The sequence below is a fragment of the Tropicimonas marinistellae genome, assembly GCF_001509585.1.
In the GTDB taxonomy this organism is placed as follows: Bacteria; Pseudomonadota; Alphaproteobacteria; order Rhodobacterales; family Rhodobacteraceae; genus Tropicimonas; species Tropicimonas marinistellae.
Map to the genome: position 1 here is coordinate 515,754 of NZ_LNCI01000003.1, position 15,527 is coordinate 531,280.

General features: G+C 63.8%; 15 protein-coding genes. 12 read left to right on the forward strand and 3 right to left on the reverse strand.

The window, feature by feature from the left end; translation table 11 throughout:
* Positions 1-80: 80 nt before the first annotated feature.
* The 7 genes from ARC39_RS08645 (at position 81) to ARC39_RS08675 (ending at position 9,273) form a co-directional block, all read left to right on the forward strand.
* Positions 81-1,373 carry a hypothetical protein gene (locus tag ARC39_RS08645; RefSeq protein ID WP_068113022.1) on the forward strand — a complete coding sequence of 431 codons (1,293 nt, stop codon included), beginning with the start codon at positions 81-83 and terminating at the stop codon, positions 1,371-1,373.
* Positions 1,363-2,439 (forward strand): glycosyltransferase, encoded by a 1,077-nt coding sequence (locus tag ARC39_RS08650; RefSeq protein WP_149866363.1) that lies wholly within the window; start codon positions 1,363-1,365, stop codon positions 2,437-2,439. The genes ARC39_RS08645 and ARC39_RS08650 overlap by 11 nt, the downstream gene beginning before the upstream one ends.
* A gap of 393 nt (positions 2,440-2,832) precedes the next feature.
* Positions 2,833-4,251 carry a radical SAM/SPASM domain-containing protein gene (locus tag ARC39_RS08655; RefSeq protein WP_068113027.1) on the forward strand — a complete coding sequence of 473 codons (1,419 nt, stop codon included), beginning with the start codon at positions 2,833-2,835 and terminating at the stop codon, positions 4,249-4,251.
* A 308-nt stretch (positions 4,252-4,559) separates the two neighbouring features.
* Positions 4,560-5,012, forward strand: coding sequence for a GtrA family protein (locus ARC39_RS08660; protein WP_068113030.1), 453 nt, complete (start codon positions 4,560-4,562; stop codon positions 5,010-5,012).
* Positions 4,987-6,018, forward strand: coding sequence for a glycosyltransferase family 2 protein (locus tag ARC39_RS08665; protein ID WP_068113033.1), 1,032 nt, complete (start codon positions 4,987-4,989; stop codon positions 6,016-6,018). Before ARC39_RS08660 ends, ARC39_RS08665 begins: the two co-directional genes overlap by 26 nt.
* 2 nt (positions 6,019-6,020) lie before the next feature.
* Positions 6,021-7,601, forward strand: coding sequence for a hypothetical protein (locus ARC39_RS08670; protein WP_068113036.1), 1,581 nt, complete (start codon positions 6,021-6,023; stop codon positions 7,599-7,601).
* 127 nt (positions 7,602-7,728) lie between these two features.
* Entirely contained in the window at positions 7,729-9,273 is a 1,545-nt protein-coding gene (locus tag ARC39_RS08675) for an acetolactate synthase large subunit (protein ID WP_068113038.1), read from the forward strand.
* Positions 9,274-9,312: 39 nt separating this feature from the next.
* Here ARC39_RS08675 and ARC39_RS08680 read toward each other — a convergent pair whose 3' ends face one another.
* Positions 9,313-10,494: an alpha-D-ribose 1-methylphosphonate 5-triphosphate diphosphatase gene (locus ARC39_RS08680; protein ID WP_068113041.1), complete on the reverse strand. Its 1,182-nt coding sequence runs from the start codon at positions 10,492-10,494 to the stop codon at positions 9,313-9,315.
* Positions 10,495-10,580: 86 nt separating this feature from the next.
* Positions 10,581-11,297, reverse strand: a complete 717-nt coding sequence (gene phnF, locus ARC39_RS08685) for a phosphonate metabolism transcriptional regulator PhnF (protein WP_068113044.1) — start codon at positions 11,295-11,297, stop codon at positions 10,581-10,583.
* Between the two features lie 98 nt (positions 11,298-11,395).
* On the opposite strand from phnF, the gene phnG reads away from it, so the two are divergent.
* The 3 genes from phnG to ARC39_RS08700 are packed head-to-tail and all read left to right on the forward strand — an operon-like array spanning position 11,396 to position 13,523.
* The gene (gene phnG, locus ARC39_RS08690) at positions 11,396-11,845 is read left to right on the forward strand and encodes a phosphonate C-P lyase system protein PhnG (RefSeq protein ID WP_201455729.1); all 450 of its coding nucleotides are present in this window, start codon (positions 11,396-11,398) and stop codon (positions 11,843-11,845) included.
* A complete protein-coding gene (phnH, locus tag ARC39_RS08695) occupies positions 11,842-12,429 on the forward strand; it encodes a phosphonate C-P lyase system protein PhnH (protein ID WP_068113045.1) in 588 nt (195 codons plus the stop codon). Before phnG ends, phnH begins: the two co-directional genes overlap by 4 nt.
* Complete coding sequence (locus ARC39_RS08700; protein ID WP_068113049.1) at positions 12,414-13,523, forward strand: carbon-phosphorus lyase complex subunit; 1,110 nt, start codon at positions 12,414-12,416, stop codon at positions 13,521-13,523. Before phnH ends, ARC39_RS08700 begins: the two co-directional genes overlap by 16 nt.
* A 28-nt stretch (positions 13,524-13,551) precedes the next feature.
* Here the strand turns inward: ARC39_RS08700 and ARC39_RS25950 are convergent, their stop codons facing one another.
* Entirely contained in the window at positions 13,552-13,698 is a 147-nt protein-coding gene (locus tag ARC39_RS25950) for a hypothetical protein (RefSeq protein ID WP_201455733.1), read from the reverse strand.
* A 57-nt stretch (positions 13,699-13,755) separates the two neighbouring features.
* Between ARC39_RS25950 and ARC39_RS08705 the strand changes: the two genes are divergently transcribed.
* Both ARC39_RS08705 and phnK read left to right on the forward strand, forming a co-directional pair.
* A complete protein-coding gene (locus ARC39_RS08705) occupies positions 13,756-14,640 on the forward strand; it encodes an alpha-D-ribose 1-methylphosphonate 5-phosphate C-P-lyase PhnJ (RefSeq protein ID WP_268874333.1) in 885 nt (294 codons plus the stop codon).
* 79 nt (positions 14,641-14,719) lie between these two features.
* Positions 14,720-15,490 (forward strand): phosphonate C-P lyase system protein PhnK, encoded by a 771-nt coding sequence (phnK, locus tag ARC39_RS08710; RefSeq protein ID WP_068113054.1) that lies wholly within the window; start codon positions 14,720-14,722, stop codon positions 15,488-15,490.
* Positions 15,491-15,527 lie beyond the last annotated feature (37 nt).

Below are 15,527 nucleotides of genomic sequence, written 5' to 3' on the forward strand. Positions count from 1 at the left end.
TTCGCCACGGTACCCGACAAGATTTCTGGCGCGCGCTCCCCCATGAGCCTTGCGGCCCGAAACGGCAGACGGGTGACCTGATGGCGCGACCCTATTCCGCCAGCCGAGGATTTCTTCAGGTGCCCATGGCCAGCGTGCGTGTGTTCCTGCTCCACCTGGTTCTGATAGGGCTCTATACCCAGTTCCACCTGTATCGCGGCAGCACGATTCTCTTTCCGTTCGTTCTGCCGAACCTGATTGGCGCTTTCGTCTTCGTCTCATACATCTCGCGATACAATGTTCGGCCGTCGCTGAGCATCCTGGGTGCAATCGCCATATTCTCGATCGGCTATCTCATCGCTGCGCTGGTCGGCGGCTATTTCGGCCAGGCCATGTCAAAGTTCGTCCAGCTCGTCGTGAGTATCTTCTCCGGGTTCGGCATCGCCATTTTGATCACGCGAATTGGCCCCGATCGGTTGCGAAGGATCTTGTTGCGTCTTTCGGTTGGCATTCTGATTACTGCCATCGCCGAAGCATACCTGGGATTCTATCCCATCATGCTGAAAATAAATGAAGTTCTCTATGCCTGGCGTCCGGCGGGGTTCTACATTGACGCGGGGCGGGATGTGGCCAACTGGGGGGCCGTTCGCCCTCTGGTTTTTTCGACCGAGCCGTCATTGGTTGGTATCTGGGGCAGCGTCTTGATGATCGGCGCGACCATGTTGTCCACGGCGCAAGACTGGAAACGCTATGCAATTCTCATAGCGTACGTGGTGGTGCTTCTCTTCGTGACACGATCCACAACCTCGATGGTGATCCTGATCAGTCACCTCGTGGCGACGCTGTTCGACCGCCGCTTCAGCTTGTCCAAGCAACTCGTCGTTCTCGGGGTCGCAATCGCGATGACAATTGTCCTGACATTGTCTTCCGCAGCCACGCTGGTCGGACAATACGCGGAGGGCACGTCGTTTTTCGCACGGATCCTGGGGCCGTACATGACAACGATCGAGGTGCTTCGGATCAACCCGATCTTCGGACTTGGTCTAGGCAACGAAAACGCCCTCGAGACGATCATCATGGACGTGTGGAACCGTACCGGCATGCTTGCGGCTTCGATGCATTACATCAAGCAGTGGGGTATCACCGGGATGCTCACGAACAACTTCTTCTTGCTCTGGATCTATTTCGGCGTCGTCGGTGGGCTGATTTTCCTTGGCATCGTGTTCGCGCTTGTGCGCCAGCTTGGACGGTACCCCATGGTCATGGTTGCACTCACGTCCTTCGGCGTCTGGATGACCGTGGGGGGCTTCGTTGACGCGAGAAGCTGGTTCTTCGTCTACTTCTTCATTTCCTGCGCAATTCTCTCCGAAAGGACAATCGCCCGTGAGCGATAGACTGAGGGTGCTCTGGATTGGCCCCCACGCGTCCAATGAGACCTCGGGAGAAGCGATCTACGACCGAAAGCTCGCAAAGAGACTCTGCGAGGTGGCGGACGTCACCTTCTTCATGCCCGAGCGCCTCGGGCGGGGTGCCGAAATCGGCAACCTTGTTTCCGGCGTGTCGTGGTACCGGGCGCGTTATTGGTCGCGCAACGCTGTCGCCGGACTGCGGGAAATGGCACAGGACGCGGATGCCGTCGTTTGTTCATGGGAGCCGCTAGACGTATTCGCGACAACGATCGGCCGACCGGTTGTTCTCGTTCTGCACAACATCACCAGCGACTCGCTGGTCGAAATGATGCCAGAGAGTCGAACCGCTCGGTTCTTTGCCAAACGCGCCCGGCGCCACGAACGGAAGACCTACACGGACGCGAACGTGCACGGACTCCTGACACTTTCGCGGCGTGATCGGCGATTGGTGGAGGACCTGGGCGTCACTGCGCCGGTTCACTGGTGTCCACCGGGCGTTCCTCCGTTTGTCGTACCGGACCGAGACGCACGGTTTTCGCCCGTGTTAACGGTTTCAGGCAGCTACGAGTGGAAGGTCAAGAAGCGTGACATGCAGCGCTTCCTTGAAGACGTTTCCGGCACCGGGATGCAGGTCGCCAGCGATGATCCGCTTCCCGCCGGCCTGAACCATGGCGTTGACCTCTTGCCAGCACGATTTGACGATGACGCACATTGCGCTGCGCATATCCGCGTTGGGATTATTCCCGATCGGTTCGTGGCCGGGCACAAGCTCAAGGCCGCTTTCTACCTTGCGAAAAACGCAATCGTCTTCAGCTACGCCGACATACGCGAAGAGTTCTCTGATCTCCCATACGGGGACCAATTCGTTCGGTACGTGCGGGATATTGACGATATTCGCGCCTCGCTGGATGCTCTGGCGCAGGTCGAGCCGGCACGGTTGCGAGATGAATTCGCGACCTTCCAAAGGGCCTGCGTCGAGCGCTTTTCCTGGGACCGGGTTGGCCAGCAACTCGTTGACGCCGTTCGGGAAGCGGCGGGTACACCGCAATAGCAGGTCACCGGGGAGTTCAGCGCAACCGCGGCGCGCTCAACCGGGGATCGGAACCCAAACATACACACGCTGACGCGCGGTTTCGGCGCGCGCCAAGTCGAATGCCCGCGAGAGGGCGATGCGTTCGGTTTGCATCTTGGGCACACAAGTGGTCCTTTTCCCGGCGTTCCAGCCCTATCCGATGGGCTGGGCAATGGCCGTACGGCTCCGCTGAATATCATCCAAATCCTTGCTTTCGGCGTATCGGCTCAACCCGCGCAGATTGCGCCGGAACGCGACGAGGGAGCCCGGGATTGAGCGCATTCTATCGCCGCCGCGCACACGGCAATTCCCTCGCTCAATTGATCGTTTCTACGGAACCGTGTACCAATTTGGTGTTCAAAGGGTCTGATCATGAGCCACAGCATCGACCGGATCGAACCGGCAACGTCCGAGGTTGAGGCCGCGGCTGCCGTCATTCGGTCGCATCGGTCACGCTACTTGGAGTCTGCGAAACGGACCGAAAGCGATCCCCGGTATGTCGAGCCGCGGCGCGCCATTGAGACAGCCGTAGAAGATGCCGAACGCGCGGCCGGCGTTGAAACGCCCGCAGCGCGGGATGCCCTCTGGTCCGCTGTTTTCGACATGAAAGGCGCCTCTGCGTTCGACTGGACGCTCGCGGCCTTCCACTCCCTTTCGACCGGTGATTATGCAATGGCCGAAGCGCGGGCGGCACGCGCGTTGGCGCGGGCAACGAACGACTTGGGCGTACAGGCCATCCTGCATCAGGCCCGACGCGGCGGCGCGGCTGATCCGGGTTTTGGCGGGCGGTTCTGCGACGCCCCGTTCCGCACCATCGAGACGGCGCCGGGAGGAGACGTGTATTTCTGCTGTCCGGCATGGCTGCCCAAACCGATCGGAAACCTCGACACCGAGTCCGCCGGGGATATCTGGAATTCCGACGCGGCCAAGGACATCCGGGCCTCGATCCATGACGGTAGCTACAGGTATTGCAGCCGCAGCCATTGCCCAAAGTTGACGGCCGACACGCTGCCGGAAACCGCCGACCTGTCGAATGCGAAAATGAGAGCGATCTCGCGCACCGAAGCGACGGAACTGGATGCGATGCCGGAGCGGTTGGTGCTGTCTCACGACAAATCCTGCAATCTTTCCTGCCCGTCCTGTCGCAGTGAACTCGTGATTGCCCGCAAAGCGGAGCAGAAGCGTCTGAACGCGCTGGCCGACCGCGTGCTATTTCCGCTCATGGGCCAGGCGCGGCGCCTGAGGATGACCGGCAGCGGCGATCCGTTCGGAAGTGCGCATTTTCAGTATGTGATGCGGCGGCTGAAAGATCTCGACAATCCCGATCTCAAGGTTGATCTGCAGACGAACGGAGTGCTTCTCACGCCCGCGCTCTGGGACCGCCTCGGTTTGGAGGGACGGGTCGAACAGATGCTGGTGTCGTCCGATGCGGCGACACCGGAAACCTACGCGATCCTTCGCCGGGGCGCGACCTTCGAGCAATTGATGCGTGCGCTGACCTTCATCGCCGAACTCAGGCGAGAGAACCGCATCCGCAATTTCCGCCTCGATTTCGTCGTACAGGCCCTGAATTTCCGCGAAATGCCGGCATTCGTCGAGCTCGCGCAGTCACTCCGTTGCGACGGGGTGAAGTTCCAGATGATCCGAAACTGGGGCACCTTCACGCCCGCCGCCTTCGATGCCGCGAACGTGGCGCGCCGGGATCATGCCGAGAACGATGCCTTCAGGGCGGTTCTGGACCACCCCGCGCTAAAGGCGCCGAACGTCGAAATCTGGGGCCTCCAACGGTAGCGCCGCAGGAGCGAGGTCGCTTTCGGTTGCCAAACATCCGCGATTTCCCGTGTCTAGACCGCTGAAGAGACACCTGCCGGGAGAGTAGACCGGCATTTGTGCGCGCGCTGTGTTCGGCATTCTCCTGACATTGCGCCCGGTGGTCCGAGCCCGAAAGAGCCGGGGAACAGTCCGCCGCAATAGGCGCGCCGGGACAGGTGACGCGCGCCCTGCGATGACCGTTTCCAATCCGTGCCCGGAATGACCGTTCCGCGGCCCCATTGTTGCCAATTTCCTCTGGAAGCTTCGCACCAAGAGGGCAGGGCGACATGGATCAGATATTGGTGACCGGCGAGGGACAGGCGCGGCCGCACGAACCGGCGCACGGCGGGCTCTTCGGTCAGGCTTTGCGGTACGGTCTGGTCGGGATCGTGAACACGGTGGTGAGCTACGTCATCATCGTGTCGCTGCATTTGTGGGGCGGCGTGGCGCTGGTGGCGGCGAACGTCGCCGGGTACGCCATCGGTCTCGCCATCTCCTATGTCGGCAATCGCAGCTGGACCTTCTCCGATGCGTCGGGCGCGCGTTCACGCGGCCACCGTCGCGGCGTTGTCGCCTTCCTCGTGCTGGTCGCCATTGGCTTCTGCGCCAATCTCGCGGTCACGGCAGGGCTCACCGGGTGGGGGGTCAACTACCCGCTCTCGCAACTCGCAGGCTTCGTCGCCTATTCCACAATCGTCTTTCTGGGACTGAGGCATGTCGTATTCGCTCCCGGCCGCTGAGCCGCGTTCCAACCCCAGCCTCGCGTTGGTCATTCCTTGCTACAACGAGCAGGCCTGCATTCATGCGCTTTTCGCCGAACTTGAGGCGCTGGAATACCGCCTGCTGGAGTCGGACCGAATTCAGGGCAGAATGGAGGTGATCCTGATCGATGACGGCTCCACCGACGACACCTGGCCGATGATCGCCGCACCGAGCACGCATCTGCATGTCACGGCACTTCGGCTGTCGCGCAACCATGGGCACCAGCGGGCCTTGCTGGCGGGGCTCCTGCACGGAGAGAGCGACGTCGTTGTCAGCCTCGATGCCGATCTGCAGGACGATCCTTCCGTGATCCCGCAAATGATCGACGGTTACCTGGCCGGGGCCGATATCGTCTATGGCGTGCGGCGCTCGCGGGACGCCGATACGCCGTTCAAGCGACGCAGCGCGCAGCTGTATTACGCGACACTTCGACGGTTGGGTGTCGAGTTGATCCCCGATCATGCCGACTACCGGCTTATGAGCCGCAAGGCGCTGCGCAGTCTTGCCGAATTCGGCGAGGCGAACCTCTACCTGCGTGGCCTGATCCCGCAACTCGGCTTCCAGACAGCCACGGTCAGCTACGACCGTCCGGAGCGCGAAGCGGGCGAAAGCAAATATCCGCTGCGCAAGATGATCTCGCTGGCCATCGAAGGCGTAACGTCCACCTCCGTCGCGCCGTTGCGGATCATCACCGTCGCCGGTTTCGTGGTCGCGCTGCTCGCCTTTCTCTACATCCTCTACTCGGTTTGCGTCTGGGCGATTGGCGGCACGGTTGCCGGCTGGGCATCGACGGTCGTCGCGATTTACTTTCTTGGCGGCGCACATCTGGTCGCGCTCGGGGTGATCGGCGAATACGTCGGCAAGATCTACAAGGAGACGAAGCGCCGGCCGCGCTACATCCTTGACGAGGTCGTCACATCCCACGGCGCATCGGCCGAACAGCCGAACAGCGAAGCCCTCAAGAGCAAGACACGGGCGGCCTAGACGTGAGCGACATTCCCTCCCAGGCCTTTCACAGCCGGTCCCGTACACGCGCGCTGCCGCTTCCGTTCCTGGCTTTCGTGGTCGCATCGGCGCTTGTCGCCCTGCCGATCCTGGCGCATCCCTATCTGCCGCTGGTCGACCTGCCCAACCACATTGCGCGGCTGCACATCGCCGCGCATGGCGACGGGCCGCTGTCGGCATTCTACGAGTATTCCTTCCGTATCGTGCCCAATTCCGCGGCCGACTTGATCTGGGCCTTGCTGGGCCATCCCGGCGATGCGGCCCGCTTCGCGCAGGTGAGTTTCGCCCTCTATGCTGCCGGCACCGTTGGAGCGACCATGGTGCTCGCCCGGCAGATCCACGGCCGATGGACAATCTGGTCGGCGGCCTCGGCGTTGGTGGTTTACAATGCCTGCTTCTACTGGGGCTTTCAGAACTACCTGATCTCGGTGCCGGTGGCGATTGCGGGGTTTGCGATGGCGCTGGCCACCGAGAACCGCCGGATGTGGCAGCGGCTGGCGCTGTTCATCCCCTTCGCGTTCTGCCTGTTCCTGATGCATTTCTTCGCTTTTGCGGCGCTCGCTCTCCTGGTCCTCGGCCGGGAGCTTCAATGCGTCGCCACCGCCGGTCGGGGCACACGGATTGGTGTCTTCCTGCGGCGGATTCCCATCGCGATACCTTATGTCCTGCCCGCAGGCTGGCTGGCCGCGAACGTGCTGACGGCGCCCGCTGGCGTCCAGGGGGCAATGACGGCGTTCGGGCCCGTATCGGCACGGCTGGAAGCGTTGATCTCGCCTGCGCTGGTGGCGGACCCATGGCTCGGGCCGGCGACGATCGGAACCGGATGGATCGTTCTCGCCTTTTTGCTGGTGGCGGCGTTTTTCCTGTTCCGCCGCCGCGGCGCAAGGCTGGTGGTTGCACCGCTCGCCATCGGTCCGGCCATCGCGATCCTGACCGTCGGACTGCTCGCGCCCTACTGGTTGAACGGTGTGGCGCTGATCCATCTGCGGCTCCCCTTCGTCGGCCTTCTGGTGGTGTTCGCCGCAACGGACTGGTGCGGTCTGTCGCGACGCAGTGCAGTGATGCTCTCGCTTGTTGTCGCGGCCATCCTGGGTGCACGTGCCGCGAGCTTCGAGGCGGCAAGCCGCAGATACAGCCAGGACGTCGCCGATTTTCTTGCCGTTACCGAGGCGCTGCCTCCCGCGGCCCGGCTCCTGCCGTTGCGGACGCGTGGCAAGTCTCTCGACCGGCGGCTTTGGCACATCGACGCATTTGCCGTTGCCCGTCGCGACGCCTTTAGCCCGCTTCTGTTCCAGGGGGTGCATCAATTGGATATTCGTCCCGCCTTACTCGAGTCAGCGCATCCGCAGCTCTTTCCGCTCGGCCTGCGCCATGCGCACAGGGCGCTGGAGACTGGCGTAGAGGAACCGGTCTTCCTTCAGGACTGGGACGAGAAGTTCACCTACGCCATCCTGCTCGATCCGCTGGACGAGACCGCCGCAGCCGATGCCGCCGCCCTTCCGATGTTACATCGGGTTGCGCAGCAGGGGCGGTTTACCCTCTATCGTATCGGCGCGCTGTAGCCGAAGCCCGACCCCGCGCGGGCGCCCGTGGCAAGCGTTGCCGCAGGCCGCACAAATGCGGGTGCGGCGATGCCTCGCCTGTGGTTGAGTGCGCACAGATGAGTCCCGATGCTTCGGAGGTGTTGCGATGAACGGTGCGGAATCCTTGGTAAAAACGCTTGTCGCCAATGGGGTGAACATCTGTTTCGCCAACCCGGGCACGTCGGAGATGCATTTCGTTGCCGCGCTGGACGCCCACCCGGAAATGCGCTGCATTCTCAGCCTGTTCGAGGGCGGTGTTACAGGTGCTGCCGACGGATACTGGCGGATGGCGCGTCAGCCCGCTGCCACGTTGCTGCATCTCGCGCCGGGGTTCGGCAATGGCTATGCCAGCGTCCACAATGCCCGCAAGGGCTTTGGCGCGATGATCAATATCGTCGGCGAGCACGCAGACTATCACCTGAAATACGACGCGCCGCTTAAGGGCGATATCGAGGGCGTGACTCGGGGCGTGTCGGATTGGTTGCGCGTGTCGCAAGATTCGCTGTCGGTGGCGCGTGACGGGGCCGATGCGATCCGGGCCGCGCGTGACGGTAACGGGCAGATCGCGACACTTGTGCTGCCGGCGAATACTGCCTGGGAATCCGCCGAAGCGCCGGCCGGGCCGCTCGCGCCCACGCGCCTGCACCGGCCCCGGCCAGATCAGGTTGCCGCGGCGGCGGAGGCGTTGTGCCAACCGGGCGCGGCCCTGTTTGTCGGCGGTGCGGCGCTCTTTGGGGACGCGGCGCGGCGCGCGGGGCAAATCGCCAGCGCGACAGGCTGTCGGCTGATGGCCGACCTCTTCGTGCCCCGGATCGAACGCGGCGAGGGGGCCGTCGCGATCGAATGCATGCAATATCCGGTGATGGAAAACGTCGAGATCCTCCGCGATATCCGCCACATGGTGCTGCTTGGGGCAGGGGAGCCCGTGGCGTTCTTCGCCTATCCGGACAAGCCCTCGACCCCCGCGGCGCCCGATACGCGTATCCTCGACCTCTGTGGGCCGCGCATGGATATTCTCTGGTCGCTGGAAGCGCTGGCGAAAGCGACCGGGGCGGACGCCTCGCCGCCGGATGTCCGCCCGCTCGCCCTGCCGGAACTTCCCACGGGGCCAGCCGATCCGGTGAAGGTCGGGCAGGCGGTGGGCGCGTTGCTTCCCGAAAACGCGATCATCGCCAACGAGAGCATCACGGCGGGCCATCCGCTGATGCAAGGGACCCTGACCGCGCGGCGCCACGATGTGCTGAACAACCCTGGCGGGGCCATCGGAGCGGCGCTGCCATTGGCGCTCGGCGCGGCGGTTGCCTGCCCGGACCGGCGGGTGATTGCGGCCACCGGCGACGGTTCGGCGATGTACAACGTGCAATCTCTCTGGACCATGGCGCGCGAGCACCTCGACGTGACCGTGATCGTCTTCGCCAACCGCGGCTACCAGATCTTACGCGGGGAGTTGGCGAATGTCGGTGTGCCATCGGTCGGGCGGAATGCCGAACGCATGTTCAACGTCGAAGACCCGGTACTCGATTGGGTGGCGCTGGCTCAGGGTCACGGCGTCGACGCGGTGCGGGTGATGGACATGGACGCTTTCAATGCCGCCTTTGCCGATGCGGTGGCGCGTCCCGGCCCGTTCCTGATCGAGGTGGTCATCGACTGAGCTGCGATCGGGTCAGCATGTCCCTTCGAACCATCGGGACTATTCCGCCGCCATCTCCAGCGTGGCGGAGCCGCGGGCAAAGCGTTGCGCAGCGCCGTGACTGAGGTGGGTGAGCACGCCGCCAGCGATTGTCATTTCGATTGCGCGGGTTGCTTCGTTGACCGCCACCAGATCGGCCCGACGACCGAAATCGAGCGTGCCACGGTCGGGCAGTCGCAGGACCTCCGCCGGTTTACTGGACAGCATCGCCCAGGCATCGGGCAAGGAGAGCAGCCCCTTGTCGACCAGTATCCAGGCCGCCGCCGCGAGTGCGGGATAGTAGTAGTCTGAGACCAGCACATCGCAGAGGTTCTGCGCCACAAGATCGGCAGCGCGTATTCCACCGGACTGGCTGCCGCCGCGCACGATATTCGGCGCACCCAGCAATACCGGATCGTTCATTGCCTTCGCGGCTGCGGCGGCGCGGCGCGACGTCGGGAACTCGGCAATGCTGGCGCCGATCATCGAATAGGTTTCGCGGGTTTCGCCGTCGGGATCGTCGTGGCTACCGTAGCAGACGCCAAGGACGTCAAAGGCTTCCGCCAATCGGCAGAGATGACGCGGCACCTCCTTTTCGCGGGCGAGCAGATCTTCGACCAGCGCCATGTGCTGTTCCATGGTCCGGCCTTCGCGCTTCGCCCATTGCGTTACTTCCTCCGGGGACGTCTGTGCCATTTCAACCGCCTGATCCAGATGGTTGTTGAACACCACGTAATCCACGCCGAAACGCCTGATTGCCGCGAGCATCCTGTCGCCGCTGTCGATCATATGCGTCTCGCAGCGCAATTGTACCCGCAGGTCCGTGCCCATGCGCGGGCGGTACGCGTTCTTGGCGGCCAGCAAGCGCTCGGCAAAATCGGGGCCGCGCAGTCCGCCTTCCCAGGACCAGCTCTGTGCCATCCAGGCCGTCGTCACCCCGTTGGCGGCTGCATCGCGGTCCACGGAGGCGAGGCCGATCTCGATGTCGAAAGGCGCGCGCGGGCGCGGCGCGATATGACGCTCGAAGGCGTCCCCATGCAGGTCGATGATGCCGGGCAATATCAGGTATCCGCGCATGTCCACTTCCGGCAGCGGACCCTTGGTGATCCGTCCGTCCGCAATCGCGAGCGAGCGGCGCTGAAGGGCGCCGTCGCGTAAGATTTGCGCGCCGGTGAAGCGCACAGGAGGAAGGGCCGTATGCATCGTTAAGCTCGGGGCTGTCTGTGTTTCGTTCTGCCCGCTGGGGATAACTTTTTTCTGTATCGCGTATATGACACTACGTCACCTTTTCACTCGTTCTCACCGGAGAGTGAAAGCGTGACACGGTCGCCGGCAAACCACGTCCGCCCGAATTCCACTGGTGTGCTGTCCGGGCCTACGTTGAGCGAAACGCTCCGCAGTATCGGATCCCCTTCGCGGATTGCCAGGTGCAGCGCCTGCGTGGCGCTCGCCAGTTTTGCCGTGATCCGCGTCCAGGCGCGGGTATAGTCGTCGATCCCCTCGCAGGCGAGTGCCCTGGTGACAGATGTTGTCTCTTCTATTCGCTCGCGCAGGCCTGGAAGACGGTCCGCCGGAAAGGCGCTGCTGGCGAGCGCGATCGGCGTATCATCCGCGTAGGAAACTCCCTCGTACACGTGCACCATTCGTCCCGGTTCGATCCGCAGCGCCTCCGCCTCGCGGGCATTCGCCGCGCGTGTCTCCAACAGCAGGATCTTCCGTGTCGGCGTCCGACCTGCAGCCAGCAGGTTCTGTGAGAAGCGCACGCGGCGGCCCAATGGGTATTCTGTCGTGGCGGTGGCGACGAAGGAGCCCGCGCCGCGGCGCGTGTGCACATGGCCGCGCTCGACCAGATCGGCAAGCGCTCGGCGAACGGTATGCCGGTTCACACCGAAACGCGCCGAAAACGCGGCTTCCGTGGGCAGCTTGTCGCCGGGGCGGTAGTGCCCTTCGGCGATCTCGCCCCGAAGGGTCTCGGCGATGGATTTCCAGACGGCTGTTCGGGACATCGTGTCACCAAAGCTTCATGTAGCGGCGATTGCGAAACCCGGATCGGGCCTGTATTTGTCTAGTTGTATAGATACTTCGACAAATCGGCAAGTTGTCCATGATATCGCACACAGACGACAGGAAAACCTGGATGAGCCTTCTGGCAAAGACGCCCGGCGACGCGCTGGAGGCGTGTTTGGCGGGGCTGGATGACGTGCCCGGGGCGCAGCTTTTGCGGGCGCCGGAAATCGGCGGCGTCATGGTGCGCGGCCGGATGGGCGGTACGGGCCAGCCTTTCAACTTGGGCGAAATGACCGTCACGCGCTGTTCGCTTCGGTTGGCGGGGGGGCAGGTCGGGCACGGCTATGTGCAGGGCCGCGACAAGCGCGCGGCCCGCTGCGCGGCACTTGTCGATGCGCTGATGCAGACCGATCGTGCCGCGGAGGTGCGGGCGGCCGTGCTCGAACCGCTTGCCGCCGAATTGTCGGCCCGCAGCCATGCGCGCGCGGCCCGCGCCGCGGCAACGAAGGTCGAGTTTTTCACCATGGTGCGGGGAGAGGACATATGAGGTCGCAATCCCTGGAGGGCGGATTTCCGGATGCGCCGGTAGACGCGGCTTGCGCCTTCAGGGCGGCGCTGGAGGCGATGGCGCGCCCCGGCAGGATCTACGACATTGCCGGAGCCCGGCCGCCCGCGCCGCTCTCGGTGGCCGCCGGTACCTTGCTCCTGACGCTCGTCGATCAGGAAACGCCGCTCTTTCTTGCCGGTTCAGCCGATTGTCCGTCGGTTCGGGAGTGGCTGGCGTTTCATACGGGCGCACCTCTTGTCGGGGCGGAAACCGCACAGTTCGCGCTCGGCACCTGGGAGGCGCTCTTGCCGCTGGACCTCTACCGCCGGGGCGAGCCGGCCTATCCCGACCGGTCGGCGACGTTGATCGTGGAGATGCCTGCGCTCTCGGAGACGGGGCCGATATTGATCGGGCCGGGGATCGAGGCCGATGCCCGGTTGAACCTGCCGGATCCGGCGGCTTTCCAGGCCAACGCGGCGCAGTTTCCGCTCGGGCTGGATTTCTTCTTCTGCGCGGGCGCGCGTCTCGCGGCGCTGCCTCGTACCACACGAATTTCGGAGGCCCCCGGATGTATGTCGCGGTAAAAGGCGGCGAACGCGCCATCGAGAACGCCCATGCCTGGTTAGCGGAGGAGCGGCGCGGCGACCTCGCCGTCGCGGAGCTGTCGGTTGCGCAGATCCGGGAGCAACTGCGGCTCGCGGTAAACAGGGTGATGGCGGAAGGGTCGCTCTACGATCCGGACTTGGCGGCGCTTGCAATCAAGCAGGCGCGCGGCGACCTGATCGAAGCGATCTTCCTCGTGCGCGCCTACCGCACGACGCTGCCGCGTTTCGGCGCGAGCCGCCCGGTGGAAACGGGCGACATGGCGTGCGACCGCCGGATATCGGCCACCTTCAAGGATGCGCCGGGCGGGCAGGTGCTTGGCCCCACGTTCGACTACACCCATCGGCTCATGGATTTTGCCTTGGCCGCGGAGGGGGAGGACGCCGGTGCGGGGCCAGAGGTGCCCCGAGGTGTGCCGACCGAAGAGCCGGTGCCGCATATCACCGAGTTCCTCAACCGTGACGGCATGATCGAGAGGGAACCGGACGGTAACGACGAGCCCCCCGACCTGACGCGCGCGCCGCTGGAATTTCCGGCGGACCGGCCGCTGCGGCTTCAGAACCTGACGCGCGGCGACGAGGGGTTCCTCCTGGGCCTCGCCTATTCCACGCAGCGCGGCTACGCCCGCAGCCATGCCTTCGTGGGCGAATTGCGCGTCGGCACCGTCGCGGTGGAGATGGATATCCCGGAACTCGGTTTCGCCATCGAGATCGGCGAGGTGGACCTTACCGAATGCGAGACCGTGAACCAGTTCAAGGGGTCGAAGACGGAGCCGCCCCAGTTCACGCGCGGCTACGGGCTCGTCTTTGGCATGTCGGAGCGCAAGGCCATCGCGATGGCGCTGGTGGATCGGGCGCTACGGACGCGGGAATTGGGGGAGGACAACCTCGGCGCGCCGGCACAGGACGAGGAATTCGTACTGGCGCATTCGGACAATGTTCAGGCGACGGGATTTCTGGAGCACATAAAGCTGCCCCACTACGTCGACTTCCAATCGGAACTGGAACTCGTGCGGCGGCTCCGGCGCGAGGCCGCGCTGGCGGCATCCGCGCAACAAGCGGAGGCGGTCGAATGAATCTCGAACGACCGCTGCGGGGGAAGGGTTACTTCTCGGAGCCGGTGTTGATCAACCAGCCGCCGGGACCGGCGACGGTGTCGGGCAGAACCGCGATCAGCGTTTCATGCACCAGGCAACAGGCGAGGAAGCTCATGATCACCTCTCCGACGGTGATCTGCGACAGCCACTCCATTGGTCCCTCCAATACCGCTTACATGGCGCCAAGATTTCAGCGAATTGGGGCAAAGACGTGACGAGAGAGAGACAGACTACGTACAATTACGCATATCTCGACGAGCAGACGAAGCGAATGATACGGCGCGCCCTGCTCAAGGCACTGGCTGTGCCGGGTTACCAAGTGCCCTTCGCCAGCCGCGAAATGCCCATGCCCTACGGCTGGGGAACGGGCGGGGTGCAGGTCTCGGCCGCGGTGCTGACGCCGGATGACCGGCTCAAGGTCATCGACCAGGGGGCGGACGACACAACGAATGCGGTCTCGATCCGGAAGTTTTTTGAGCGCACCGCGCAGGTGGAGACAACGGAGCGTACCGCCGACGCCACGGTGATCCAAACCCGACATCGCATTCCGGAAACCGAACTGGTGGATGGGCAGATCCTCGTCTACCAGGTGCCGATTCCGGAGCCGCTGCGGTTTCTGGAACCGCGGGAGACAGAGACGCGGAAGATGCACGAACTCGAGGAATACGGGCTCATGCATGTGAAGCTCTACGAGGACATTGCCCGGCACGGAACCATCGCCACCTCCTACGCATACCCGGTGAAGGTGGAAAATCGTTACGTGATGGACCCGTCGCCGATCCCGAAATTCGATAATCCCAAGATGCGCATGGGAGCGATCCAGCTTTTCGGGGCCGGACGGGAGCAGCGGATCTACGCATTGCCGCCGTGGACCGACGTGGTCAGCCTCGATTTCGAGGACCATCCGTTCGACCCGAGCAAGGCCGATCATCCCTGCGCCCTCTGCGGGGCCGAGGACAGCTATCTCGACGAGGTGATCGTGGACGATGCGGGCGGGCGGATGTTCGTCTGTTCCGACACGGATTTCTGCCGTGCGCGTCGCGACGCCGGTCACCGCGGTGCCACGGGCAGACCGGCCGCGGAGGGCGCGGCATGAATGACGAGGCAAAAGATTGCCGGCGACCTATCACCGGAGCTCTCTCGATGGCGCAGGCACGAAACGGAGGGTTCGGGGAATGAAGCCGCTTCTGTCGGTCCGGGATGTAACCAAGCGCTACGGCGCTCGCATCGGTTGCGCGGATGTGTCCTTCGACCTCTATCCCGGCGAAGTGATGGGGATCGTTGGCGAGAGCGGGTCAGGGAAGTCCACGCTGCTGAATTGCCTCGCCGGCCACCTGGCGCCGGATGCGGGGCTAGTGCGTTTCGATACTCGGGACGGCGGCATGCGCGATACGATCACCATGTCGGAACCCGAGCGCCGGATGCTGGCGCGCACCGACTGGGCCTTCGTGCATCAGAATGCGCGCGACGGGCTGCGCATGTCGGTCTCGGCCGGTGGTAACGTGGGCGAACGCTTGATGGCCGTTGGCGCACGGAACTACGGGACCATCCGCGCATCGGCCGAAGACTGGCTAGGCCGCGTGGAGATCGACACCACGCGTATCGACGACCGGCCAAGCGCATTTTCCGGCGGTATGCAGCAGCGTCTGCAAATCGCCCGAAACCTTGTGACAGCCCCGCGTCTGGTCTTCATGGATGAGCCTACCGGCGGGCTTGACGTGTCCGTTCAGGCGCGGTTGCTGGACCTGCTTCGCGGCTTGGTGCGCGATATGGGGCTCAGTGCGATCGTTGTGACCCACGACCTTGCGGTGGTCCGCCTGCTCGCGCACCGGCTGATAGTGATGAAGGACGGACATGCCGTGGAGGCCGGATTGACGGACCAGGTCTTGGATGATCCGCAGCATGCGTATACGCAACTGCTCGTGTCTTCGGTGCTTCAGGTCTGAGCCATGCTTTATGCCTTCCGGTCGTCCCCGGCCGGCC